The 23,665-nt window shown below is 64.9% G+C and carries 21 protein-coding genes and 1 tRNA gene; 10 read left to right on the top strand and 12 right to left on the bottom strand.

Features of this window, described 5'->3' with window-relative positions; genetic code table 11:
- Window positions 1–14: 14 nt before the first annotated feature.
- From ACRWQA_RS21755 to ACRWQA_RS21715, 9 genes are all read right to left on the bottom strand, one after another.
- A complete protein-coding gene (locus ACRWQA_RS21755; RefSeq protein WP_263581789.1) occupies window positions 15–2,150 on the bottom strand; it encodes a RelA/SpoT family protein in 2,136 nt (711 codons plus the stop codon).
- Window positions 2,151–2,172: 22 nt separating this feature from the next.
- Window positions 2,173–2,433, bottom strand: coding sequence for a DNA-directed RNA polymerase subunit omega (gene rpoZ, locus ACRWQA_RS21750; RefSeq protein WP_167112868.1), 261 nt, complete (start codon window positions 2,431–2,433; stop codon window positions 2,173–2,175).
- A gap of 163 nt (window positions 2,434–2,596) precedes the next feature.
- Window positions 2,597–3,211, bottom strand: a complete 615-nt coding sequence (gene gmk / locus ACRWQA_RS21745; protein ID WP_263581788.1) for a guanylate kinase — start codon at window positions 3,209–3,211, stop codon at window positions 2,597–2,599.
- Window positions 3,212–3,353: 142 nt separating this feature from the next.
- Window positions 3,354–4,268 (bottom strand): glutaminase B, encoded by a 915-nt coding sequence (gene glsB / locus ACRWQA_RS21740; protein ID WP_263581787.1) that lies wholly within the window; start codon window positions 4,266–4,268, stop codon window positions 3,354–3,356.
- Window positions 4,269–4,359: 91 nt separating this feature from the next.
- Window positions 4,360–5,835: an alanine/glycine:cation symporter family protein gene (locus tag ACRWQA_RS21735; RefSeq protein WP_434228997.1), complete on the bottom strand. Its 1,476-nt coding sequence runs from the start codon at window positions 5,833–5,835 to the stop codon at window positions 4,360–4,362.
- Window positions 5,836–6,168: 333 nt separating this feature from the next.
- Entirely contained in the window at window positions 6,169–7,587 is a 1,419-nt protein-coding gene (locus ACRWQA_RS21730) for a sigma-54-dependent transcriptional regulator (protein WP_263581785.1), read from the bottom strand.
- Window positions 7,584–9,380, bottom strand: coding sequence for a transporter substrate-binding domain-containing protein (locus ACRWQA_RS21725; protein ID WP_263581784.1), 1,797 nt, complete (start codon window positions 9,378–9,380; stop codon window positions 7,584–7,586). Before ACRWQA_RS21725 ends, ACRWQA_RS21730 begins: the two co-directional genes overlap by 4 nt.
- A 237-nt stretch (window positions 9,381–9,617) precedes the next feature.
- On the bottom strand, window positions 9,618–10,910 hold the full coding sequence (locus tag ACRWQA_RS21720) for a cation:proton antiporter (protein WP_434228999.1): 1,293 nt from the start codon (window positions 10,908–10,910) through the stop codon (window positions 9,618–9,620).
- A 257-nt stretch (window positions 10,911–11,167) separates the two neighbouring features.
- Window positions 11,168–12,046, bottom strand: a complete 879-nt coding sequence (locus tag ACRWQA_RS21715) for a YicC/YloC family endoribonuclease (protein ID WP_263581782.1) — start codon at window positions 12,044–12,046, stop codon at window positions 11,168–11,170.
- A 189-nt stretch (window positions 12,047–12,235) separates the two neighbouring features.
- Here ACRWQA_RS21715 and rph point away from each other — a divergent pair, with 189 nt between their 5' ends.
- Window positions 12,236–12,973, top strand: coding sequence for a ribonuclease PH (gene rph, locus ACRWQA_RS21710; RefSeq protein WP_263581781.1), 738 nt, complete (start codon window positions 12,236–12,238; stop codon window positions 12,971–12,973).
- A gap of 88 nt (window positions 12,974–13,061) precedes the next feature.
- Here the strand turns inward: rph and ACRWQA_RS21705 are convergent, their stop codons facing one another.
- Window positions 13,062–13,829 (bottom strand): exodeoxyribonuclease III, encoded by a 768-nt coding sequence (locus ACRWQA_RS21705; RefSeq protein WP_263581780.1) that lies wholly within the window; start codon window positions 13,827–13,829, stop codon window positions 13,062–13,064.
- A gap of 143 nt (window positions 13,830–13,972) precedes the next feature.
- Between ACRWQA_RS21705 and pyrE the strand changes: the two genes are divergently transcribed.
- Genes pyrE through rep form a run of 4 tightly spaced genes read left to right on the top strand, consistent with a single transcriptional unit; the run spans window position 13,973 to window position 17,853 of the window.
- Window positions 13,973–14,644, top strand: coding sequence for an orotate phosphoribosyltransferase (gene pyrE / locus ACRWQA_RS21700; RefSeq protein WP_263584036.1), 672 nt, complete (start codon window positions 13,973–13,975; stop codon window positions 14,642–14,644).
- Window positions 14,645–14,685: 41 nt separating this feature from the next.
- Complete coding sequence (locus ACRWQA_RS21695; protein ID WP_263581779.1) at window positions 14,686–15,252, top strand: YfaZ family protein; 567 nt, start codon at window positions 14,686–14,688, stop codon at window positions 15,250–15,252.
- A 59-nt stretch (window positions 15,253–15,311) separates the two neighbouring features.
- Complete coding sequence (trmL, locus tag ACRWQA_RS21690) at window positions 15,312–15,785, top strand: tRNA (uridine(34)/cytosine(34)/5-carboxymethylaminomethyluridine(34)-2'-O)-methyltransferase TrmL (protein WP_263581778.1); 474 nt, start codon at window positions 15,312–15,314, stop codon at window positions 15,783–15,785.
- Between the two features lie 4 nt (window positions 15,786–15,789).
- Entirely contained in the window at window positions 15,790–17,853 is a 2,064-nt protein-coding gene (gene rep / locus ACRWQA_RS21685; protein WP_434229001.1) for a DNA helicase Rep, read from the top strand.
- 88 nt (window positions 17,854–17,941) lie between these two features.
- On the opposite strand, the gene ACRWQA_RS21680 is transcribed toward rep, so the two are convergent.
- Window positions 17,942–18,835, bottom strand: coding sequence for a c-type cytochrome (locus ACRWQA_RS21680; RefSeq protein WP_434229003.1), 894 nt, complete (start codon window positions 18,833–18,835; stop codon window positions 17,942–17,944).
- 243 nt (window positions 18,836–19,078) lie between these two features.
- On the opposite strand from ACRWQA_RS21680, the gene lhgO reads away from it, so the two are divergent.
- The 4 genes from lhgO (at window position 19,079) to ACRWQA_RS21660 (ending at window position 22,484) form a co-directional block, all read left to right on the top strand.
- Complete coding sequence (gene lhgO, locus ACRWQA_RS21675; protein WP_434229026.1) at window positions 19,079–20,278, top strand: L-2-hydroxyglutarate oxidase; 1,200 nt, start codon at window positions 19,079–19,081, stop codon at window positions 20,276–20,278.
- A 57-nt stretch (window positions 20,279–20,335) separates the two neighbouring features.
- Window positions 20,336–21,163: a hypothetical protein gene (locus tag ACRWQA_RS21670; protein WP_434229005.1), complete on the top strand. Its 828-nt coding sequence runs from the start codon at window positions 20,336–20,338 to the stop codon at window positions 21,161–21,163.
- The gene (locus ACRWQA_RS21665) at window positions 21,160–22,281 is read left to right on the top strand and encodes a hypothetical protein (protein ID WP_263581774.1); all 1,122 of its coding nucleotides are present in this window, start codon (window positions 21,160–21,162) and stop codon (window positions 22,279–22,281) included. The genes ACRWQA_RS21670 and ACRWQA_RS21665 overlap by 4 nt, the downstream gene beginning before the upstream one ends.
- Window positions 22,282–22,407: 126 nt before the next feature.
- Window positions 22,408–22,484: transfer RNA gene (locus tag ACRWQA_RS21660), tRNA-Arg, on the top strand.
- Window positions 22,485–22,489: 5 nt separating this feature from the next.
- Here ACRWQA_RS21660 and ACRWQA_RS21655 read toward each other — a convergent pair.
- The gene (locus tag ACRWQA_RS21655; RefSeq protein WP_263581773.1) at window positions 22,490–22,714 is read right to left on the bottom strand and encodes an amphi-Trp domain-containing protein; all 225 of its coding nucleotides are present in this window, start codon (window positions 22,712–22,714) and stop codon (window positions 22,490–22,492) included.
- A gap of 161 nt (window positions 22,715–22,875) precedes the next feature.
- Between ACRWQA_RS21655 and ACRWQA_RS21650 the strand changes: the two genes are divergently transcribed.
- The gene (locus tag ACRWQA_RS21650; protein ID WP_263581772.1) at window positions 22,876–23,613 is read left to right on the top strand and encodes a FadR/GntR family transcriptional regulator; all 738 of its coding nucleotides are present in this window, start codon (window positions 22,876–22,878) and stop codon (window positions 23,611–23,613) included.
- Window positions 23,614–23,665: the final 52 nt, after the last annotated feature.

Raw genomic sequence — 23,665 nt, 5'->3', positions numbered from 1 at the left:
GGGCCGAAACGGGTTCAATTGCCGACGCGGGTGATCTTGCCGACGTGGGACAGATTGCGGATGCGTTTGATGATGCGAGCGAGGTGAACGCGGTCGCGCACCGCCAGGGTCAGGTGCACGATGGAGAGCCGGGCGTCGCGCTCCTCGATACCGATGCGTTCGATGTTGGCGTCGGCATCGGTGACCAGGCTGGCGAGTTCGGACACCAGTCCGCGGCGGCTCTCGATCTCGATGCGCAGGGCCACCGGGAAGTCCTCACTGACCTCGTTGGACCACTCCAGGGCAAACAGCTTGTCGGGGTCGCCCTTGAGTTCATCGAGATTGCGACACTCGGTGCGGTGCACCACGATGCCCTTGCCCACCGACAGGTGACCGACCACCGGGTCGCCGGGCAGGGGGTGGCAGCAGCGGGCGAACTTTATCACCATGCCTTCGGCGCCACTGATCATGATGGGGCCCTGGGCGGCGAGTACTCGCTCGCTGGCGGTGGTCATGTCGCCATGCAGCAGATCGACCAGGCGCCGCGCCACCACATGGGCCACCCGCGTGCCGAGGCCGATCGATTCCAGCAGGCTCTCCTCGCCCTTCAGCGAGAGTTCATTCAGCAGCTCCGGCAACACGGTCTCCGGCAGCTCCTCCAGGCTGGTCTCGAAATCGGCCAGGGCCTTGTTGAGCAGGCGTCGGCCGAGCTGTACCGCCTCGGTGTGCTGTTGGTGCTTGAGTGCATGCCGGATGGCCGAGCGCGCCTTGGCGGTGATCACGAAGTTGAGCCAGGCCAGGTTGGGGCGCGCGCCCGGCGCGGTGATGATCTCCAGCGTCTGGCCGCTCTCCAGGCGGGTGGAGAGCGGTGCCAGATGGCGGTCGATGCGACAGGCGATGCAGCTGTTGCCGATGTCGGTATGCACGGCGTAGGCGAAGTCGATCACAGTGGCGCCCTGGGGCAGTTCCATGATGTCGCCGCGCGGCGTGAAGACGTAGATGTCGTCGGGAAACAGGTCGTTCTTGACGTGTTCGATGAATTCCAGCGAGTCGCCGGCGTGGCGCTGCATCTCGAGCAGCCCCTTGACCCATTCCCGGGCGCGGGCGTGGCTGCCCTCGGCGATGGGATGATCGGTCTGGCCGGCCTTGTAGAGCCAGTGGGCGGCGATGCCGTTGTTGGCCATGGCCTCCATCTCGCGGGTGCGGATCTGCACCTCGATGGGCATGCCGCCGCGGCCGAACAGGGTGGTGTGCAGGCTCTGGTAACCGTTGGCCTTGGGGATGGCGATGTAGTCCTTGAAGCGCCCCGGCACCGGCTTGTAGAGGTTGTGCACCACGCCGAGGATGCGATAGCAGCTATCCACGTCCTCGGTGAGGATGCGAAAGCCGAACACGTCCATGATCTCGGCGAACGGCTTGCGCTGGTCGCGCATCTTCTTGTAGATCGACAGCAGATGCTTCTGGCGACCCACCACGGTGCCAGGCAGGTTTTCGTCGTCGAGACTCTTCTGCAGCGCATTCTGAATCTGGCGAATCGCCGAACGGCGGTGACCGCGAGCGCTGGAGACGGCGCGCTTGATGCGCTCGGCGCGCATGGGATGCAGCGCCTGGAACGAGAGATCCTCGAGCTCCACGCGGATGGTGTTGATGCCCAGGCGGCTGGCGATGCGGGCGTAGATCTCCAGCGTCTCGCGGGCGATGCGGCGCTTCTTCTCGGGGCGCAGGGCGCCGAGGGTGCGCATGTTGTGCAGGCGGTCGGCGAGCTTGACGATGATGACGCGGATGTCGCGCGACATCGCCAGCACCATCTTCTGGAAGTTCTCGGCCTGGGCGACGGCCTTGTCCTCGAAGGTAATCTGGGTCAGCTTCGAGACGCCATCGACTAGCTCCGCCACCGGCTTGCCGAACTGCTCGGCAAGTGCCTCCTTGGAGACACCGGTATCCTCGATCACGTCGTGCAGCATGGCCGACATCAGGCTCTGATGGTCCATGTGCATGTTGGCGAGGATATTGGCCACGGCGAGCGGATGGGTCACATAGGGCTCGCCCGAACGGCGACGTTGGCCGTCATGGGCCTGCTCGGCGTAGTAGAAGGCGCGCTTGACCTGCTGGATCTCGTCGGGAGGAAGGTAGCCGCCGAGTCTGTCGGCCAGGTCGTCGATGGTGAACATTAGCGCGCCTTGGGTGACAGCCTTACTCCTCGAAGGACATGCCCGGTTCGCCTTCGCGGCGAATCCTGACAGGTGCCTCGATCGGCTCGTCCAGCACGGTATGGTCGACCAGCCCGGCGGCAATCTCGCGCAGGGCCATCACGGTGGGCTTGTCGTTTTCCCACGGCAGCTGGGCGTCGCGCGAACCACGCGAGAGCTGACGAGCGCGCTGGGTGGAGATCATCACCAGCTTGAAGCGATTTTCGACGTTATCCAGACAATCTTCGACGGTGACACGCGCCATATGGGGTCTTCCCGAAAGCGTTTGGGGATGCCCGCCAAATCACGGCCATCCAGGATGGAACAGGACAGTCTAGATTACTCGACGCCCGGCGGTTGTGACAAGCGCCGGCGGCTGGAGGTCAGGACAAGTGCCTGCGACTGGTTATGACAAGCGCCCGTGGCTATTAGGACAAAAGCGCCGACAGTAGCGGACCATGCGCCTCCTGCACCCGGGCCAGGCTCAGGCGCCGGCTGATCACCAGCGACTGCAGCTCGCGCAGGGCGGTGGTGAAGTCATCGTTGATCACCAGGTAGTCGTATTCGTCGTAGTGCGACATCTCGCTCACCGCATCGCGCATGCGCCGGGCGATGGTGGCGTGCTCGTCGGTGCCGCGGCTGGACAGGCGCCGCTCCAGCTCGTCGCGCGAGGGCGGCAGTATGAAGATCGATACCGCATCGGGCATCCGTTCGCGAACCTGGCGCGCACCCTGCCAGTCGATCTCGAGGATCACGTCCTGGCCGGCCTCGAGGAGTGCCTCTACCGCCGGCCGCGCGGTGCCGTAGAAGTTGTCGAACACCCGGGCGTGCTCGAAGAACTCGCCGCGCGCGATCATCGCTTCGAACTCGGCGACCTCAACGAAGTGGTAGTTGACGCCGTCCACCTCGCCACGCCGCCGGGCCCGGGTGGTATGCGACACCGAGACCTGGATGCCGTCGAGGCTCTCGATCAGTTCGCGCACCAGGGTGGTCTTGCCGGCGCCGGAGGGCGCGGAAATGATGAAAAGCGTACCTTGGGACATATCGGGCTCCGGATCGCAAATGCCCCCGCTCGCACGAGGCAAGGGGGGCGCGAGCGCCATGGCTGCGCATTCGAGCGGAACAGTATACCCGCCCGGCCGTGGGCGCGTCATGGGCTGTGGCCGACGCAGCGGGCCAGGCGCCTCACGTTGCCATCTGGTGTGAATCGAATTCCTCGGCAAACAGCTCCAGAGCATGCTGGGCGGCAACCGAGTTGCCGTTCTCGTCGAGCGCCGGCGACCAGGCGCAGACGGTCATCCTGCCCGGCACCACCGCGACGATACCCCCGCCGACGCCGCTCTTGGCCGGCAGGCCGACGCGATAGGCGAAGTCGCCGGCCGCGTCATACATGCCGCAGGTGGTCATGATCGCATTGATCCGTCGCGTCAGACCTGGCGAGACGAAGCGCTCGCCCGTGGCCCGGGCGTGGCCGTCGGCAGCCAGGAAGTTCAGGGCGACGGCCAGGTCCGTGCAGCTCATGGCCAGGGCGCAGCAGGAGAAGTAGGTGTGGAGTACCTCGTCGACCTCATTGTCGAGGTTATCGAATGCCTTCATCAGGTAGGCTGCGGCGGCATTGCGCGAACGGTGCTGCCACTCCGAGGTCAGCACATGATCGTCGATCAGGATCGAGGCGTTTCCCGACAGCCGCCTGGCGACGTCCTGCAAGTGCTTGTCCGGCGTGGCGAAGGCGCTGACCAGACGATCCGTCACCACGATGGCGCCGGCATTGATGAAGGGGTTGCGTGGCTTGCCCTGCTCGGCTTCGAGCTGAGCCAGGGAGTTGAACGGCATGCCCGAGGGATTCAGGCCCACCCGCTGCCACAGCACCTCGCCGTGGGTACGCAGGGCAAGGGTGAGCAGCAGCACCTTGGCGATGCTCTGGATCGAGAAGGGGATCCCGGCGTCGCCGGCGGTGTACAGCTCACCGCCGTTGGTATACACGGCGATGCCGAGCCGTTCGGGATCCTGCTGGGCCAGCGCCGGGATATAGCTGGCGACACGACCGCTGCCGAGCCGCGTTCGCGCTCGGGCATGGATACTTTCTATCCAGCTCTGCATGTCCGTCTCCTCCGGCCGGGCTCGCATGGCCTGAGCCGGCCTCGATGCATCGAGGCCGGCGGAGTGCTGCGACAGAAAGTGCTGCATGTGGCTATTTCGCCGGCTGGCTGGGCGACGCCGCCTCTCCGTAGCGCTTGAGCCGCTCGAGGTCCTCGGGCTCGATCTCCCAGGCGGCGGGATCGACATCCAGGTCGGCGAACTTCTCGGCATCGAACACGGGATGGCGAATGCCGGCATGGATCTGGTCGTCGAAGTCGCGCAGGATGCGCAGGCCCGGCTTGAACAGCATGAGCAGGGCGATCAGGTTGGCCAGGGCCAGGAAGCCCATGGTCACGTCGGCGAAGGCGAACACCGTGCCCAGGTCGGTCATCGCCCCCCAGCCGCACAGGACGATGACGGCGACGCGAAAGACATTGAACAGCGTGAGGTTGCTCTCGCTGAAGAAGTTGAGGCTGTTCTCGCCCAGGTAGTAGTTGTAGAGGATGGTGCTGAAGCCGAACAGCAGCAGCGCGACGCTGACGAAGCTGCGCCCCCATTCGCCCACATGGTCGGCCAACGAGACCTGGGTCAGTGCCACGCCCTCGATCTCGGCACCGCCGGCAGGGTCGTAGGCGCCGCTGAGCAGGATGATGAAGGCCGTGCAGGAGCACAGGATCAGGGTATCGATGAAGACCGAGAAGGCCTGGACGATGCCCTGGTTCACGGGGTGCGGCACATAGGCGACCGCGGCGACGTTGGGTGCGCTGCCGAGTCCTGCCTCGTTGGAGAACAGCCCGCGCTTGACGCCCATCATGATGGCGGCGCCGATGCCGCCGCCCACGGCTTGCTCGAGACCGAAGGCACTATTGACGATCAGCATGATGACCTCGGGAATGCGCGGCAGGTTCATGCCCAGCACCACGATGGCGATCAGCAGGTAGCCGATGGCCATTACCGGTACCAGCACTTCGGTGACGCGGGCGATACGCTTGATGCCGCCGAAGATGATCAGGCCGACGATCACGGCCATGCCCAGGCCGGTGTAGAGAACCGGGACGCCGAAGGCGTCATCGAAGGAGGTAGCCACGGCATAGGACTGCAGCGCCGTGAAGCCGAAGCCGAAGGTGACCAGCAGCAGAACCGAGTAGACGCCGGCAAGCCACTTCCAGCGGCGGCCGAGGCCGTGGGCGATGTAGTAGGCCGGGCCGCCACGATAGGTTCCGTCAGGCTGGGCCGTCTTGTAGGCCTGGGCGAGGGTGCACTCGAGGAAGCTGGTGGCCATGCCCATCAGGCCGACTACCCACATCCAGAATATCGCACCGGGGCCGCCCAGGGTGATCGCCACCGCGACACCGGCGATGTTGCCGCCACCGACGCGCCCCGCCACCGAGAGCAGCAGGGCCTGGAAGGAACTCAGGTGGCCGTGCTTGTCGCGCTTGAACGCCTGGCTGGCGCCGAGAATGCGGAACATGCGGGCGAAATAGCGGAACTGGACGAAGCGGGATCTCACGGTGAAGCCGATGCCGACTGCGATCAGCAGGGCGATGAGCACCTTGCTCCAGAGAAAATCGTTGATCAGATCCAGCATCATGCTTTCCCCCGGGCGATGGTGAGCGGGGTGGGCGTTGCAGGCCGTGTAGCGGCAGCGGGAGTCATTGTTCTTGGCATGGGAGCGAACCTCTTGCTTGCGTTTGTCGACATGGCCCGCCGTAAAGCAGGCCGGGTTATCAACGCAAGGTCCATGCCAGTATAAGAATTAGTTCAACTTGTTGTTTTTATTAAGTTAAGTCGAGTCTTGCCGGGCGAGTAAAAAATCAAGCGGTATAACCACTGGCATGTCTCGATACAACAGGAAAATAGAAAATCACTTAATTTCAACAGGTTGCCTCGCCTATAACCTGGGTTATCGCTATAACCCAGGTTATGGCCCTTCACTGCGGCGTTTCTTCAGCCGCTTGCTCAGGGCCGGCTGCGAGATACCCAGCCAGCGCGAGGCCATGGACTGGTTGCCCTCGGCGCGTTGCAGCGCCTCTTCCACCAGCAGGTCGGCGACTTCGTCCAGCGTGGGTAGCGGCTCGTCGGGGGCGAAGACGGCTCGCTGACGCTGGGGCGAGGGGAGGCCGCCTCCGGATGCCTGGTCGATGGCGCGCTTGAAAGCGTCCATGGAGAGCGTGCGGCTGCGATGTTGGCTCATGGCATCGAACGCCATGGCACGCAGTTCGCGCACGTTGCCGGGGAAGGCATAGTTGCCCAGCAGCAACGCCAACTCCGGGGGATAGCTCGGCTTGCTCTTGCCGAGCTCCTCGGCCGCCTCGGCGAGGAAGTGGTCCAGCAGCAGCGCAATGTCCTGCTTGCGCTGGCGCAGCGGGGGGATGTGGACCTGATGCGTGCGCAAGCGGTAGTAGAGGTCCTTGCGAAAGCTTCCCATCCGCTGCTTTTCGGCCAGGTCGTGGTGCGTCGCCACCATCACGCGGGCCTGGAGGCGCTTGGGCCGATCGCTGCCCAGCGGATAGTACTCTCCCTCCTGGAGCAGGCGCAGCAGCTTCACCTGCGACGCCAGACTGAGGTCGCCGATCTCGTCGAGCAGCAGGGTGCCGCCCGCCGCCTGCTCGATCATGCCGGCCCGTGGCTGCTCTGCGCCGGTGAAGGCGCCGCGCTGATGACCGAACAGCGTATCGGCGAAGACGTTGTCGTCCAGACCCGCCACATTGACGCATACCAGCGGGCCCTGGCGGCCGCTCAGGGTATGGGCCGCCCGTGCGATCAGCTCCTTGCCCACGCCGCTCTCGCCGGAGATCAGGATCGGCTGCTGGGTCAGCGACACCGACTCCAGGTACTGGAAGACCGCGCGCATACCCTTGTCGGCGGTGACGATATGGGCGAAGGCCTCGGGCCGTTCCAGGGTGTCGTCGAGTACTCGGCGGCGCAACGCCTGGTTCTCCTGGCGCAACTCCTGAAGCCGGATGGCGCGGCGGATGCCCTCCACCAGCCGGCTTTCCTCGTCGGTCTTGACGAAGTAATCGAAGGCGCCGAGCTTGATGCAGTTGACGGCGGTCTCCACCTGATTCAACCCGCTTACCACGATGACGCCGATGTCGGGGTACTCCTCGACGATGCGTGCCAGCAGCTGCTCGCCCGAGACATGGGGCATGGTCAGGTCGAGCGTCACCAGGCCGATTTCCTCTCGCCCCAGGATTTCCATGACTTCGCGGCTGTCCTGGCAACGGTGGATATGGTTGATCCCCCCGCTGCGCTCTAGGGTAATGCTCAGGCTGCGCAGGAACGAAGGCTCGTCGTCGACGAGCAGGACGCCGAAGGCCGGATAGAGGGTCTGCGTCATGGCGTGTCGGGCTCTTGCTGTCGGCCGGTGGCACCGCTCGGAACGGCCGCGGTGGGTGTCGCGGCTTTCGCGACCGGCAGCGACAAGGTCGCGCGGGTGCCCTGGCCGGGGTGTGAGTCGAAGGTCAGGCTGCCCTGGTGTTCGCCGACGATGCCGGCGGAAACGGAGAGGCCCAGGCCGGTGCCACCACACTCGCGCCGGGTAGTGAAGAAGGGGTCCGTCAGCCGGTGCATGGCCTCGGGCGCGATACCCCGGCCCTCGTCACGTACCTCCAGCACGACCTTGCCCGCGGCGCGATCGTGACGTGTGGTCAGGCGGATGCCCTGGGCGGGCTGTTCGAGGGCCTGGCAGGCATTGAGTACCAGGTTGATCACCACCTGCTCGATACGCTGGGCGTTGCCCGAAATCGGCGGAAGATTCTCGGCGTAGTGCGTCTCGAAGCGGCTGGTCGCCTGGCGGATCGAGTTGTCGACCAGGCGCACGGCGGTGGCTACCACGGCATTGAGATCGAAGCTCTCGCCCAGTTCGTCGCCGCCCTGGCGGGCGAAGTCCTTGAGGTCGCCGACGATGCGCTTGATGCGCCGGGTGCCCTCCTGCATGTCATCGATCATGCCGGGGATCTCCTCGCGCATGCGCGAATAGGGCAACCCGCCGAACGTGAAGTCACCGTGGGTGCGGTAGTGCGCCTCGAGGATCGGCTCGGCGTCGGCCCAGGCATCGCGCAGCACCGGCAGGTTCAGCAGCAGCAGGCTGCTGGGGTTGTTGATCTCGTGGGCCACGCCCGAGACGAGGACACCGAGCGAGGCCATCTTGTCGGCCTGGATCAGTTGCTGCTGATGCTGGCGCAGCTCCGCGGTGCGTGCCGCCACCTCGCGCTTGAGCATGCGGTTCCAGATCACGATGGCGCCCAAAATCAGCAACAGCAGCGCGGAAAGCGCCGCGCCCACCTGGCCGATCTTCTGCCAGGGAATGCCTTCGCGGCCCTCCAGAGGGCCCAGCCACTTGTCGTAGATCGCCTGGTGGCGGCCGGTGTTCTTGAGGATGGCCAGCCCCTCGCTGAACTTGGCCAGCAGGTTGGCATCGCCCTGGCGCACCGCATAGCCGTAGCGCAGCGAAAAAGGACGCGCCACCGGCACCAGGTTGGTCAGCCCCAGTTCGCGGCTGAGGTAGAGCGCCGGCAGGTTGGCGACCAGGGCGTAGTCGTGCTGGCCGGCGGCCAGGGCCCGCAGCGCATCGGCGTGGGTATCCACGGGGATCACCACCGCACCGATGTCATGCTCGATCAGGTAGTCGTGCATGATGTCGCCGCGCTGGACGATTACCTCTTTGCCGCGCAGCTCCTCGACCTCCACCACCGGGTCGCCGCGGCGGGCGAAGATCGACTGATGGACGATGGCGTGGGGCGGCGCGAAATCGAAGCGTGCGGTACGCGCCTCGGAATAGGACATGCCCTGCAGAATGTCGATCTCGCCCTGCTCCAGCCCGCGGCGCACCTCGCTCCACGGCTTCAGCTCGATGCGCACCTCGATGCCCATCACTTCGGCGATGGCCTGGGTCAGCTCGACGTTGTAGCCGGCCGGCTCGCCGTCCTCGTCGAGGAACTCGTAAGGGGGGTGATAGTGATCGCCACCGACGACGATTGTTTCGCCGTCGGCCGGGCTTGGGGCGGGAGAAGCCGCCTGCCCCCAGCCCGCCACGGGTACGCTGAGACAGGCGGCCAGCGCCACGCGCCCCGCCCACCGCACCACGGCGGGAAGGCGATTGCTTGAGGGCTCGGCCCGGTTCGCCTTCATTGATACGCTACTCGATACCCTGAATCTGAAAATAGTGCATGAGAAATTCCCATAATCCAATCAACCGCTTGCTAGAAAGCCAGCAGGCGGATGTGGCTTTGCTCCCCAGCGTACTCCCATTTGGCTGGGTTGCGCGGCGCTGTCAAAGTCAGGCAAGAAAGTAGCGATAGAAAGGATTGACGGCATTTTGCTGAGGCGCAGCCGCAGGGCTATCTACTGCAAGGCTGGTTTTTCGGGCTATTCCCTAGGATTCCGCGAACGCCAATAACGCGCAATGGTAGGCTTTACGCTGACCCCGTGAACCAGAATCGACAGGGCAATCACTACGAGGATCAGGTGTATCAACTCCAGCGCGATTTCCTCTGGCAGCCCATGCTGGATGGCGTACATAAGATAGTACAGCGAGCCAATACCACGAACACCAAACCAGCCCATGAGGTTGCGCATTCGCTTAGGCGCCCTGCTTCCCAGTACGCCGAGATGCACACTGACGGGGCGGGCGATAAAAAACACAAATGCCGCGAAGCCCACGGCTCGCCAACTCCACGAATCCCAGAAGAGTGAGCCGCCGAGCAGTAAGACCAGCACGATTTCTGCCAGCCGTTCGAGGTGCTCGTTGAATACTAGAGAGCTTTCGCTAACGTGCACGTGTGCTATCGCTCGTGGCCCACCCTCCAGGGGTGTCTCGACCGGAGCCGAATAGCCTTGCTGGAGGCCGGCCAATTTCAATTCGGTATGGCGCAGAGCCACGGCTGCACTAAAGACGGCCAGGAAGCCCCAGGCATCCACCAGCAAGCTGATTCCGTAGGCGAACGCGATCAATCCCAGGCCAAGAAAACTTTCCAGAAAGGCCGTGTCCGCAAATCGGGTGCGCATCGCGTTTACCAGCCAACCGACGCCAACGCCCGCCAAGATACCGATGCCGATACCGGCACCGCTTGCCCACAGTACATCCACTACCAGCCACCGCCAGCCGGCGTCGCCAAGGTCGTGCAGGCCCAGCAAGCCCAGGCCGAGCATCACGAACGGGAAGGCGCTGCCGTCGTTCATTCCTGCCTCGCAGGTCAAGGAAAAGCGGAGTTGGTCAGTATCGTCGGCGTGACGCACCTGCACCTCGGTGGCCAGTACAGGGTCGGTCGGGGCCACCACGGCACCCAGCAACACGGCTGCCCCGAGGGGGAGAGCGAGCCAGTAGTAGCCGAACAGCGTCACAAGCCCGACGGTCAGCACCATCGAGACCACCGCCAGTTGCAGGGGAGTTCGCCATCGCTTCAGGGTCACCGGCGCCGGCATTTTCACGCCAGCGCAGTACAAGGAAATGAGTACGGCGATTTCGGTCAGAAGCTCCAACAGAGCCGACTCTTCCAACGGATTGAAATGAAACAAGTTGAAGCCCATGGGCCCCACAACGAATCCGATCAGAAGATATACAATGGCAGAGGTGGCGGGAACGCTCTTGAGATAGGAGAAAGTCAAGCCCACTACCAGCAGCAGCGAACCTATTAAGATAAACCAGGTGGCGGTTGTCATAGGTGACTCGTTGTCATCAGCCAGGCGACGCAGCTTGGCCGCGAAGTCGGCCTTTCACCAAGCGCAGATTCAGTCTAGCAGGTAAGCCAGCCTTCCCCGCCGTCAGTAGGGGAACACGATGCCACGCACCGGCAGGGGCCGCTGTCCGGGTCCCCTGGTCCTGGCGAGCAAGGCAGCGACCAGGGGTAACCGATCAGGCAAGGCGTCGTTGGCCGCATTCTGGTGCGCCTTGGTTCGCGGCCGGAAAGGTCCGGGTATCACTCGATATTCTGGATCTGTTCCCTCATCTGCTCGATCAGCACCTTGAGTTCCACTGCGCAGCGCGTGGTGCTGGCCACCGCCGACTTGGAGGAGAGGGTGTTGGCCTCGCGGTTGAGTTCCTGCATCAGGAAGTCGAGGCGGCGCCCCTTGGGGCCCCTCTGGTCGAGCTGGCGTGCCACCTCGCCGACATGGGTCTCGAGGCGGTCGAGTTCCTCGTCGACGTCGGCTTTCTGTGCCAGCAGCACCAGCTCGGCCTCCAGCCGCTGGGGGTCGAGCTCGGTCTTGACCGCCTCGAGCCGCTCCAGCAGCAGGGCGCGCTGGCGCTCGAGGATCTGGGGCATCAGGCGGCGCACCTCGACGACCTGTTCGCGCACGCCGGCCAGTCGCTCGCGGATCAGCGCCGCGAGCTTGTCGCCCTCGCGGGCGCGGGCCTCGATCAGCTCGTCGAGGGCGGCCTCGAACAGCGCCGTGGCCTCCGCCTTCACTTCGTCCAGGTCGACGCCCTGGGCCTCGAGCACGCCGGGATGGTCCAGCAGCGAGAGCGCGTCGGGCATGGCGACCTGGGGTAGCATTTCGCGGATCTCGCCCAGCGCCTCGGCCAGGGCGACCAGCCGGCTGTGGTTGACGGCCAGGGTTTCGCTGATGTCGGTAGGTTCGAAGCGCAGGTGGCACTCGACCTTGCCCCGCGCGAGGCGCGTACGCAGCGCCTCGCGAAAGGCCGGTTCGAGGTCGCGCAGGGCCTCGGGTAGCCGGAAGAAGGGTTCCAGGTAGCGCTGGTTCACCGAGCGCAGCTCCAATTGCAGACTACCCCAATCGCCTTCACGGCTCTGGCGGGCAAAGGCGGTCATGCTGTGAACCTTGCTGTGATCAACCATGGTGACTCCTCGTTCGGTTGGCGGCGCCGCGGCCGGCACTGTCCGACGACAGGCGGGACAAGGAGTTTAACCGATTCCTTGGCCCAACCGTGTAGAATGGCCAGCCATTCGACGCCAGGGACGCGCATGGCCGGCTCGGCTTGTCGTGTCGGGGCGTCATTCAGTTCGTTTCTGCATCCGAGAGGTACCATGGCTTCCGAACTCAAGCGCCCCAGCGGGCGTCGCCCCGACCAGTCCCGCGAGATTCGCCTGACCCGCGATTACACCCGTCATGCCGAAGGCTCGGTGCTGGTGGAGTTCGGCGATACCAAGGTGCTGTGCAACGCCAGCGTCGAGGCCGGCGTGCCGCGCTGGCTGCGTGGCAAGGGCCAGGGCTGGGTCACCGCCGAGTACGGCATGCTGCCGCGCGCCACCCACACCCGCGGCGGCCGCGAGGCGGCCCGCGGCAAGCAGGGCGGGCGCACGCTTGAGATCCAGCGTCTTATCGGCCGTTCGCTGCGCGCTTCGATCAACCTCAAGAAGCTGGGCGAATTCACCATTACCGTGGATTGCGACGTGATTCAGGCCGACGGCGGCACCCGCACCGCCTCTATCACCGGCGGCTGCGTGGCTCTGGTGGATGCCATCCGTTACCTGCAGCGCAAGAAGATGATCAAGGGCGACCCCTTCGTGCAGCTGGTCAGCTCGGTCTCGGTGGGGCTCTACAAGGGCATGGCGGTGGTCGACCTCGACTACCCCGAGGACAGCGGCGCCGACACCGACATGAACGTGGTCATGGCCGAATCGGGCGGACTGATCGAGGTGCAGGGCACCGCCGAGGCGGGTGTGTTCTCGCGGGAACAGCTCAACGCCATGCTGGAACTGGCCGAAAATGCCGGCGCCCAGCTCTTCGAGCACCAGCGCGAGGCGCTGGGCATTCGTCGCTGAACACTCGTAGTATTCCTAAAGCATTGCGCCGGCACTAGGCCGGCGCAGTGCGTTCCGGGCAAAGCCCGGCCGCGACGTAAGGGTGTGCTTACAGCGTCAGGTCGTACTCGACGAACAGCGGGGCGAACTCGCTGAAGGTGGCGTCGTAGTCGATCCAGGCGTCGACCACGTGGCGGCGCAGGTTGGGCCCGACGATCTGGTAATCGATACGCCAGCCTTCCTGGCGTGAGCGCGGCACTTCCTGGTCGAGCTTGGGCCACCAGGTGTACTCGCCGGCGTCGCGGTTGATCTCGCGGAAGGTGTCGATGAAGCCGGTGGGGCCGAACACCTGGTCCATCCAGGCACGCTCTTCGGGCTTGAAGCCCGGCGTGGTCTGGTTGTCGGCCCAGTTCTCCAGATCGACGGTCTTGTGGGCGATGTGCCAGGTGCCGCAGATGATGTACTCGCGCCGCTTGCGCGCCATCTTGTTCAGGTATTCCTGGTACTGGCCCATGAAGGCCTGCTTGGCGGCGTAGTCGCTGCCGTCGGGCATCAGGAAGCTGGCGATGCTGAAGCGGTCGTAGTCGGCCTGCAGGAAGCGCGCCTCGTGATCGCACTGCGGAAAGCCGAGACCGTACATGATCGCCTTGGGGATCTTGCGGCAGTAAATACCCACGCCGGAGAAGCCGTCCTCCTCGGCATCGAGGAAGTAGCCTTCGTAGCCTTCCGGGTACAGAATGCTGTCATCCAGCTCGAAGCTCTTGGCCTTGAGGTTCTGGACACAGACGACATCGGCGTCCTGCTCGGCCAGCCAGTCGAGGAAACCTCGTCCGACGGCCTCGCGGATTCCGTTGACATTGATGGTGGCAATTTTCATACATGGTCCCTTTGACGTCGCGCGTGTATGATACCCGACGTTTCGACGTTTGGGTAAATGGCCCGCATGGATATTCGTGGTATTACACGCAATTTCCTTCCATGGAGCCTATGAATAGCAGGGGGAGCGCCGTGTCGGCCAGCATGCATGCCTATCAGCGTGAGTTCATCGAGTTCGCCATCGAGCAAGGCGTGCTGAAGTTCGGCGAGTTCACCCTCAAGTCGGGTCGTGTCAGCCCCTACTTCTTCAATGCCGGCCTGTTTCGCAGCGGCGGCGCCCTGGCGCGGCTGGGGCGCTTCTACGCCAATGCCATCGAAGCCAGCGGTGTGGCGTGCGACGTGCTGTTCGGCCCTGCCTACAAGGGCATCCCGCTGGCGGCAACGACAGCGGTGGCGCTGGCCGAACATCACGGCCGCGACCTGCCGTTTGCCTTCAATCGCAAGGAGGCGAAGGACCACGGCGAGGGCGGCAACATCGTCGGTGCCGAGCTGGCCGGGCGCATCCTGATCATCGATGACGTGATCACCGCGGGTACCGCCATTCGCGAGGTGATGGCGCTGATCGACGCCGCCGGCGCCGAGGCGGCAGGTGTGGTGATCGCACTGGATCGCCAGGAGCGCGGCCAGGAAGGGGGTGAGATCAAAAGCCAGAGCGCCATTCAGGAGGTCGAATCGCGCTACGGCATGCCCGTCATCAGCATCGTCACGCTGGACATGGTGCTGGCCTACCTCGAGCAGCAAGCCAACCAAGAGCTTCGAGGACATGCGGCCGCCATTCGCGACTATCGCGCGCGCTATGGCGTCGCAGCCGATTGATGTTCAGTCACGTAATGCGCGCAGTGAGCAAGGAGACATCGATGAATCCGCTCGGACAGTTCGCCAGGGCCGCCCTGGTTTCGGGTATCGTATTTGCCGCCAGCGGCGCCCACGCCGCCGGCAGCCTGGATCTCAACCTCGGCGCCGATGCCATGCAGTTCGAAGCCGCCGGCGAGATCACCCAGGGCGTTGCCCTGGGTGGTGGCGTGATCAACAGCGAGTATCGCGAGGACGCCACCCTCTACCATGCCCAGTTGCTGGGCGTTCAGCGCAACCGCGATCGCGATGTGGGCATTGGCGCACGCTGGACCCAGTTCGACACCGACTACGGTGATGGCGGCGGCCTGGGCTTGGGCGGCTACGGCTATGTCTACCTGCCGCAGGCACCCGCCGTCTCGCTGGGGGGCTACGGTTTCTACACCCCCGGCGTGGTGACCAGCGGTGATCTGGACGACGGCTACGAGGTAGGCGTGCGCGCGCGCTATGCCTTTACCCCCAACGTCGACGGCTACGTCGGCCTGCGTCAAGCGGCGGCCGACTTCGACAACCGCCACGGCAACCGCACCCTGGATCGTGGCGCCCAGGTCGGGGTTCGTCTGAGCTTCTGATCGTCCTCGCTGTACCGGCGGGCCCTGGCGGGCCCGCCAGCGCTTCCAGGCAGGCCGCCATGCTCGATGTCGTACTCTTCGAACCCGAGATCCCGCCCAATACCGGCAACCTGATCCGCCTGTGTGCCAACAGCGGCTTTCGCCTGCACCTGATCGAGCCGCTGGGCTTCGTGCTCGACGACAAACGCCTGCGCCGCGCCGGGCTCGACTATCACGAGTGGGCTGCCGTCAGCGTACATCGCGGTTGGCCGGCTTTCGTCGATGCGGTCACACCCTCGCGGGTATTCGCCGTATCGACCCGAGGCCGAACGGGCTACCATGAGCCGAGCTATCGCCCCGGCGATGCCCTGCTGTTCGGCCCCGAGACTCGCGGCCTACCTCAGGCCATGCTGGATGCCTTGCCGCCAGAGCAGTGCCTGCGCATTCCCATGCTGGCGGACAGCCGAAGTCTCAACCTCTCCAACGCCTGTGCCATCCTGGTGTTCGAGGCCTGGCGCCAGCTAGGCTTCGCCGGCGCGGCGCAGCCCGAGTGATTCCATGAGCATTCAGCAACGCCTCGCCAAGCTCAATCCGCGCCAGCAGGAAGCCGTGCGCTATATCGACGGCCCCTGCCTGGTGCTGGCCGGCGCCGGTTCGGGCAAGACCAGTGTGATCACCACCAAGATCGCCTACCTGGTCCAGGTGTGCGGCATGAGCGCACGCCGTATCGCCGCCGTCACCTTCACCAACAAGGCCGCTCGCGAGATGAAGGAGCGCGTGGGGCAGATGCTCAAGGGCAAGGAGGGGCACGGGCTGACCGTCTCGACCTTCCACACCCTGGGGCTCAACATCATTCGCGGCGAACTCAAGGCGCTGGGCTACAAGCCGGGCTTCTCGCTGTTCGACCCCGAGGACGCCAAGGCGCTGCTGCGCGACCTGATGAACAAGGACGCCCAGGTCGACGCCGAGCAGATCAACGCCGTGCAGCACCAGATCTCTGAATGGAAGAACGACCTGGTGCTGCCGGGCCAGGCGCTGTCCCACGCCGTGGACGAGGACGAGCAGTACGCCGCACGGGTCTACGAGGCCTACGTGCGCCACCTCAAGGCCTACAACGCGGTGGACTTCGACGACCTGATCCTGCTGCCGGTGGTGCTGCTCAAGGACAATCCCGAAGTGCTGGCGCGCTGGCGACGCAAGATCCACTACATGCTGGTCGACGAGTACCAGGACACCAACGTTTCCCAGTACCTGCTGGTCAAGCTGCTGATGGAGGAGCGCAAGACGTTCACCGTGGTGGGTGACGACGACCAGTCGATCTACGCCTGGCGTGGGGCGCGGCCCGAGAACCTGGTGACCCTGGGCGAGGACTTTCCGCGCCTCAACGTGATCAAGCTGGAGCAGAACTACCGCTCCACCGGCACCATCCTGCGCGCCGCCAATACCCTGATCGCCAACAATCCCCACGTCTATGAAAAAACGCTGTGGTCGGAGATGGGGCGGGGCGCGCCGATCCGTGTGGTGGTCAACCGCCACGAGGAGGCCGAGGCCGAACGGGTGGCCAGCGAGATCCTCACCCGGCGCATCAAGGAGCGCGCGGAGTGGCGCGACTTCGCCGTGCTCTACCGTGGCAATTTCCAGGCCCGGCTGCTCGAGTTGAAACTCCAGCACTACCAGATCCCCTACAAGCTCTCCGGCGGCACCTCCTTCTTCTCGCGTAACGAGATCAAGGACGCCATGGCCTACCTGCGCCTGCTGATCAATCCGGCAGACGACAACGCCTTCCTGCGCATCGTCAACGTGCCGCGCCGCGAGATCGGCCCCGGCACCCTGGAGAAGCTGGCCAACTATGCCACCGAGCGGGGCGCCTCGCTGTTCGACGCCTGCCACGAGCTGGGCCTGGAGCAGCAGCTGCCGGCGCGGGCGGTGGAGCGCCTGGGGCGCTTCACCCACTTCATCGACGGTGTGCGCCGCCGCATGGACGAGGGGAATTCGCTGGCCGCGATACGCGGCATGCTGCACGAGATGGACTACGAGGCGTGGCTCTACCAGAACGCCAGCGCACCCACCATCGCCGAGCGGCGCATGGCCAACGTCTGGACGCTGATCGACCAGCTCGAGAAGTCGATGAGACATGATCCTGAGGAAAGAGCTGCGGAGATCGAAGCGGAAGACGCCGCCGAGACCGGCGATGTGGAGGCGGCCATCTCGCGGCTGGTGCTGCGCGACATCCTGGAACAGCAGGCCGAGGAGGACGATACCGACAAGGTGCAGCTGCTGACCATGCATGCCTCCAAGGGGCTGGAGTTCCCGCATGTCTACCTGATGGGCCTCGAGGAGGAGCTGCTGCCCCACCGCAACGCCATCGAGGCCGGCACGGTGGAGGAGGAGCGGCGCCTGGCCTATGTCGGCATCACCCGCGCGCGCCAGACCCTGACCCTGACCCTGGCGCGCCAGCGCAAGGCCTTCGGCGAGTTGATGGATTGCACGCCGAGCCGTTTCCTCGACGAGCTGCCGCCGGACGATCTGGAGTGGGAAGGCCGCGCCGACAAGGAGGATCCGGAGAAGAAGCAGGCGCGGGGGCAGGATGCCATCGCCGGGCTGCGCTCGTTGCTGGGTTAAATCCCGACGGAGTGTCGGGTGGATGAGACATGAACGCCGACGGGGCGCCAAAAGGCGCCCCGTCTTTGGTTACAGACCCGCGTACGGGTTACTTGACGGGCTCGACCAGGAAGTCCACGGCGGCACGCACCTCGTCGTCCGAGAGACCCATGTTGCCACCCTTGGGCGGCATGGCGCCGACACCGTTGATGGCGTGGTCGTACAGTGTCTCGATATCCTGATCGATGCGCCCTTCCCACTCGCCGGCTTCGCCGCGGCGCGGCGCACCGGCGGCACCGGTCATGTGGCATGCCATGCAGGCCTGGTTGTAGATCGCCTCGCCGTCGATGCCGGCGTGGGCCGGCTCGTCGCCAGCGGCCTCTTCGTCGGCAGACGCTTCCTCGACGGCCTCTTCATCCGCGGCTCCGTCTTCGGTCGCCACCGCGGCGGCTTCGGCATCCTCTTCGACGGCGCCTTCTTCGGTCACGGCCTCTCCATCGGCGGCAGCCTCGTCCTCGGATGCGGCTTCGTCGGATGCGGCTTCTTCATCACCGCCCAGCTCCGGCACGTCCATCACAGGATCCACCAGGTGCGCAGTAGCGGCGGCGACTTCCTCGTCGGAGAGGTTGGGGTTGCCGCCGCGGGCCGGCATGGCGTTGAAACCGTTGATGGCGTGATCCAGCAGCGTGTCCCAGCCCTTGTCGACGCGGTCGGCCCAGGCGTCCTCCTCGCCGCGTACCGGCGCACCGGCGGCGCCGCTGTCATGGCATGCGCTGCACACCTGGCCGTAGATGCCCTCGCCATCGGCGCCTTCGCCACCGCTACCCGAATCGCTCGCAGCGGTTGCTGCCGTGCCACACTCATCGCCCTGCAGGCAGAGTTCACCCACCGGCTTCAGGCGCTCGGCAATGGCATCGCGGTCCACTTCGGCCTGAACGGACGCGGCGCCCGCGACCAGGCCCAGGGTGGCCAGACACCCCATGATCAGCTTGCTGGATTTCACTCTCACCACCTCTCGACGGTCCTGTAATCGTAATCTGTTGGCGACGACGGCACGCGACAGCCGGAGCGCCATGATACACACAATGGGCGCTAGTATACCGATATAGCAAAGCGCTGGAAAACGCCGCAGCCCACGCCTTTGGCATGAGTCAACGCAGCGGCCCTGGCCGGCTGGCCAGCGCAGCGACCGACGAGTATCGTGGTAGCTGACTTCGGTGTGTTCCACTGGCGACGCGAGGCCTGCGTGTACGATTTCATCATTCTGGGTGGCGGCATTCTCGGCCTTTCCACCGCGATGCAACTCATCGAGCGCTATCCCGACAAGAAAATGCTGCTGCTTGAGAAGGAGAGCGGCCCCGCGCAGCACCAGAGCGGCCACAACAGCGGCGTGATTCATGCCGGTGTCTACTATACGCCCGGCAGCCTCAAGGCACGCTTCTGCCTGGAGGGTAATCGCGCTACCAAGGAGTTCTGTGACCGCCATGCCATTCCCTACGAGGCCTGCGGCAAGCTATTGGTGGCAACCAACCCGCAGGAGATGCAGCGCATGGAAGCGCTATGGGAGCGCACCGCTGCCAACGGACTGGAGCGGGAGTGGCTTTCTGCCGGGGAGCTGATAGAGCGCGAGCCCCACATCACCGGGCTCGGTGCCATCTTCGTCCCCTCCAGCGGTATCGTCAGCTATGCCCGGGTGGCCGAGGCGATGGCCGAGGAGTTCCAGCGTCATGGTGGCCAGATCCGCTACGACCACGAGGTCACCGGGATCGCCGAGCGTACCGGGGAGGTCCTCGTCGATACCTCCCAGGGTGAGTTCAACAGCCGCTACCTGGTGACCTGCTCGGGACTGATGGCCGACCGCGTCGTGCGCCTGCTGGGGCGAAACCCCGGCTTCTCCATCTGCCCCTTCCGCGGCGAATACTACCGCCTGCCCGACCGGCTCAGCGATATCGTCAAGCACCTCATCTATCCCATCCCCGACCCTTCCATGCCGTTCCTTGGGGTGCATCTGACGCGCATGATCGACGGTTCGGTGACCGTGGGGCCCAATGCGGTGCTGGCGTTCAAGCGCGAGGGGTATCGCAAGGGCGACGCTTCACTGCTCGACATGGCGCGCATGTTCAGCAACCCCGGCATCCTCAAGGTGCTGGGGCGCAATTTGCGACCCGGCCTGCACGAGATGAAGAATTCGCTGTGGCGTCGCGGCTATCTGGAAGAGGTGCGCAAATACTGCCCCAGCCTGACGCTGGACGACCTCGAGCCGTGGCCCGCCGGCGTGCGCGCCCAGGCCGTCTCCCGCGATGGCCGGCTGATCGACGACTTTCTGTTCGTCAATACCCGGCGCACGGTCAACGTCTGCAACGCGCCGTCGCCGGCCGCCACCTCGGCGCTGCCCATCGGCCGGCACATCCTGGGGAAGGTCGGCGAGATGATCCAGGAGACGTGATTACCGCGGGCGGTAGTCACGGCCGTGGCGTTCACCCACCAGGCGCATGAGGGGGCCATGAGCGAGCGGCGTTACGCCGCCTGGCGCGGCATCTTGTATCGCCATGGTCACATCGCGCTGGCGGTCGTCGGGCTGCTGGCGTGGTCCCGGCTGGGACCGGGGCTGGCCAGCGTACTGTTGCTGCCGGCCTGGGCGTTCGCCGGTCAGTTGATCTTCGCCGGCAGCTTCGAGGCCGCGCGACTGCGGCGCGGTGCCTGGCTGGGTCAGTACCTGCATGCGTCGTCGCCCTGGCACCGTCGGTTGCGGGGCGGGCTATTCATGATCTTGAGCCATCAACTGCTGGGCCTGCTGCTGGCGCTACTGCTGCTGGTGCAGCTCCGCCTGCTCTCGCCGGTCGCCTGGCTGGCACTGCTGCTGGCGACGCTGACGCTGGGATGGCTTCAGGCCATCCTGCGCCGGCGCATGGCCCGGCACGTGGTCGCCGCCTACATCCCGTCATTGACCCGACGCCTGCTGGTCTGGCCCGTCGGTGGCCTGCTGGCACTGTTGCTGATGTTTTTGGCGCTGTGGTTGCCACAGCCCTATCTGGTCGGGCTAGCCTGGGAAGAGGCCCTGTTGCGGCATGTCTCCACCGCCTCGGGTGGCACGTTGCTCGGCTTCTTCGAGCGCCTGGCCCAGGCCGTGGAGCTGACCCAGTACTGGGCCATGCAGAATGCCGTCACCCGCGCCGGGATCGATGACTGGATGGTGCTGATCGGCTGGCTGGTTCTGTTGCTGTCGCAGAGCGCCTTCGCCTGGGCATTCGTCAGGCTGTTGGTGGGCGTCGACGCCCTGTGTGGCCGGCTGACGCAGCGGCCTGAGAGCGGGCGGGAGGAGTCCACATGACGATACGCACCGACACCTTGAGGCGCCTGCCGGTAGTGGCCTGGATCCTGGGTCCGCTGCTGGCAGCGCTTTTGCTGCTGGGCCTTGTCCTGGCCTACTACCTGCTGCAGGCACGCAGTGAGGCACCGCTCTTCCGGGTCGTGGTCGACGGTGAGACCCTGACTCTTGACGCCGAGACCCACGCCGCTCTGGGGCGGGAACTGGGCGAGCTTGCCGCTGGCCTGGACCTGAGGCTGCGCCAAGAGATGCAGCTCTGGCTCGATGCGCACCTGGACGCCGCCTTCGCTCCGCTCGAGGCCGCGGTGCCGGAATACCTCGATTGGCACTTCTCGCCGCGAGGCAGCTACCTGCGCCTGGCGATGACGCTGACGGGTGGGGTGGATGAATGGCTGGAGGTGCAACTGGCCGAGCGATTGGCCGAGCGCAGCGGTTTCGAGGCCGCGCTGAAAGAGCTCGAAGCCGATTACGCCACGCGTCTCGAGCAGGCCCAGCAGCGATTGGGGCAGGGCATCGCCCTGACCCTCCATGCTCGCTACGGCGAGCGGCAGGCGAACGTTACCCCATCACGGGAGATACACGAGATCGATCTCGATCTGGCTCTGCAGCATGCGTTCCATGACCGCCGGGAAGAGATGCGCTGGGGAACGGCTGCTGCGGGGGGCGCTCTTGGTTTGACTGTCAGCCGGGCGCTTGCCCAGCGGCTGATGGCGGGCGCGGCGATGCAGGGGTCGAGAGCCGTGGCCGGCCGGGTCGTGGCGCGCTTGGGCGGTCATGCGACGCGCTCGCTGGGTAGCGGAGCGACGGCCACGGTGGCCACTTCCCCGACCGGCCCCGCAGCACTGCTGGCCGGTGCCACCGCCACGGCAGTGGCCCTGGCCGGCTTCGTCGGCACGGAATACGCCTTGCTCAAGGCCGAAGAGCATCGCTTTCGTGACGCCATGGAAGCCGAACTGACCGGCGAAGTGGCGCGTGCCCGGGCCGAGGTGCGCCATGTGCTCGAAGCCGATACGGCCCGCCGGGCCGAAGCGCTCGAGCGCTACCTGGCGCAGGCGGCACGTGACGCCGAGACGGTCGGTGAGGTGCCGCAGACGTACCGTATCTTCTACCCTGGCCGCTGAGTCTCGCGGGAAGGCTGCCAGGCTGGACAGCGCGGGCGCTGACGGTTACGATGTTGGCCGTTTCTCGGTGGCCATGTGCTGCCACTAGACGGGAGCCAGCAAGGCTTCCAGCGTCATCTTGCATAAGCGCCCGTAGCTCAGTTGGATAGAGTGTTGGCCTCCGAAGCCAAAGGTCGCAGGTTCGAATCCTGCCGGGCGCGCCAAGAAATTATTCCCTCCTCCATTTGATCTGAAACTCGATCTCCTCTTCGTCATCCGAACGCTCGTGTTCGATGGTGAATTCGGCTCGTGCTGGCACGTATATTCGTTCACCGGCTATCTGGATATCGAAGCGCCCGCCTTTTTCGATGGTATCTGCCAGGCGCCTGAGTTTCGCGACGAACTCGGCTTTGGAATAACCCTTTTCGACGTCCCGTTCTGTCTTGGTTGGCATGAGGTCCTCTCGCCTCGTGGGCATGGCATGGCAATAGGGAAAATAATATGATGTATGACCAAGTATCGACACACGATACGTTCGACTCATCCTAGCGCCCAAGCTGGCGTAGTATAAAGAAATAGAGGAAGAAAAGAGGGGGCCATGCTCAGGGTAACCATATGACAATCGACATTTCAGATCTGAACGTACAGAAGGTCTCGAAGCAGGGAAGCCTCCCGACGCATGTCGCCGATAAGCTGGAAGCATTGATTCTGGAAGGAAAGATAAAGGTCGGCGACAAGCTGCCGACCGAAGCGCGCCTGTGCGACTCGTTCGGTGTCAGCCGTACGGTAATTCGCGAAGCCGTGACGCACCTGAAGTCGCTGGGTCTGGTGGAGACGCGAAGGGGAGTGGGCACGACGGTACTGCGGGCCACCGCCATCGAAGCTCGCCCGGCCGAGAGGATCAGTCCCACCACGATCGAGGACATTCTGCATGTGCTCGAACTCCGGTTGTCGCTGGAGCCGGCGGCAGCTGAGCTGGCCGCCTTGCGCTACGACGAAGAGGACCGCCGCAACCTGGAAGCCAAGCATGCCGCTTTCATCAAGGCGCATGCCGAGAAATCCCAGGCGCGCGTGGAGGATTACGAATTTCACTACGCCATCTTCAAGGCCGCGAAGAACCCCTTTTTCCTGCAACTCTACGCCCAGCTCAGCCAGAGCATGATCCCTCGCGCCAAGCTGATGGCCGTCGACATCAACCGGGCCGCTGCGGAGCGCTACATCGGACGGGTCAAGGAGGAGCACGGCTACATTCTCGAGGCCATCCTGTCTCGCGATGAGGAAGCGGCCAGGGAGACCATGTATCAGCATCTCAACCGCTCGTGGAATCTCTACCGGAATTATCTGGAGAGCTAGACCTTGGCGAAAGCCTCGGGACCGCTCGGTCGAGCCGAGTGGCTGTGGTGAC

Source organism: Billgrantia sp. C5P2, from assembly GCF_051062895.2.
The sequence above is the reverse complement of the archived record's forward strand: the minus strand, read 5'-3'. Positions and strand labels throughout refer to the sequence as shown.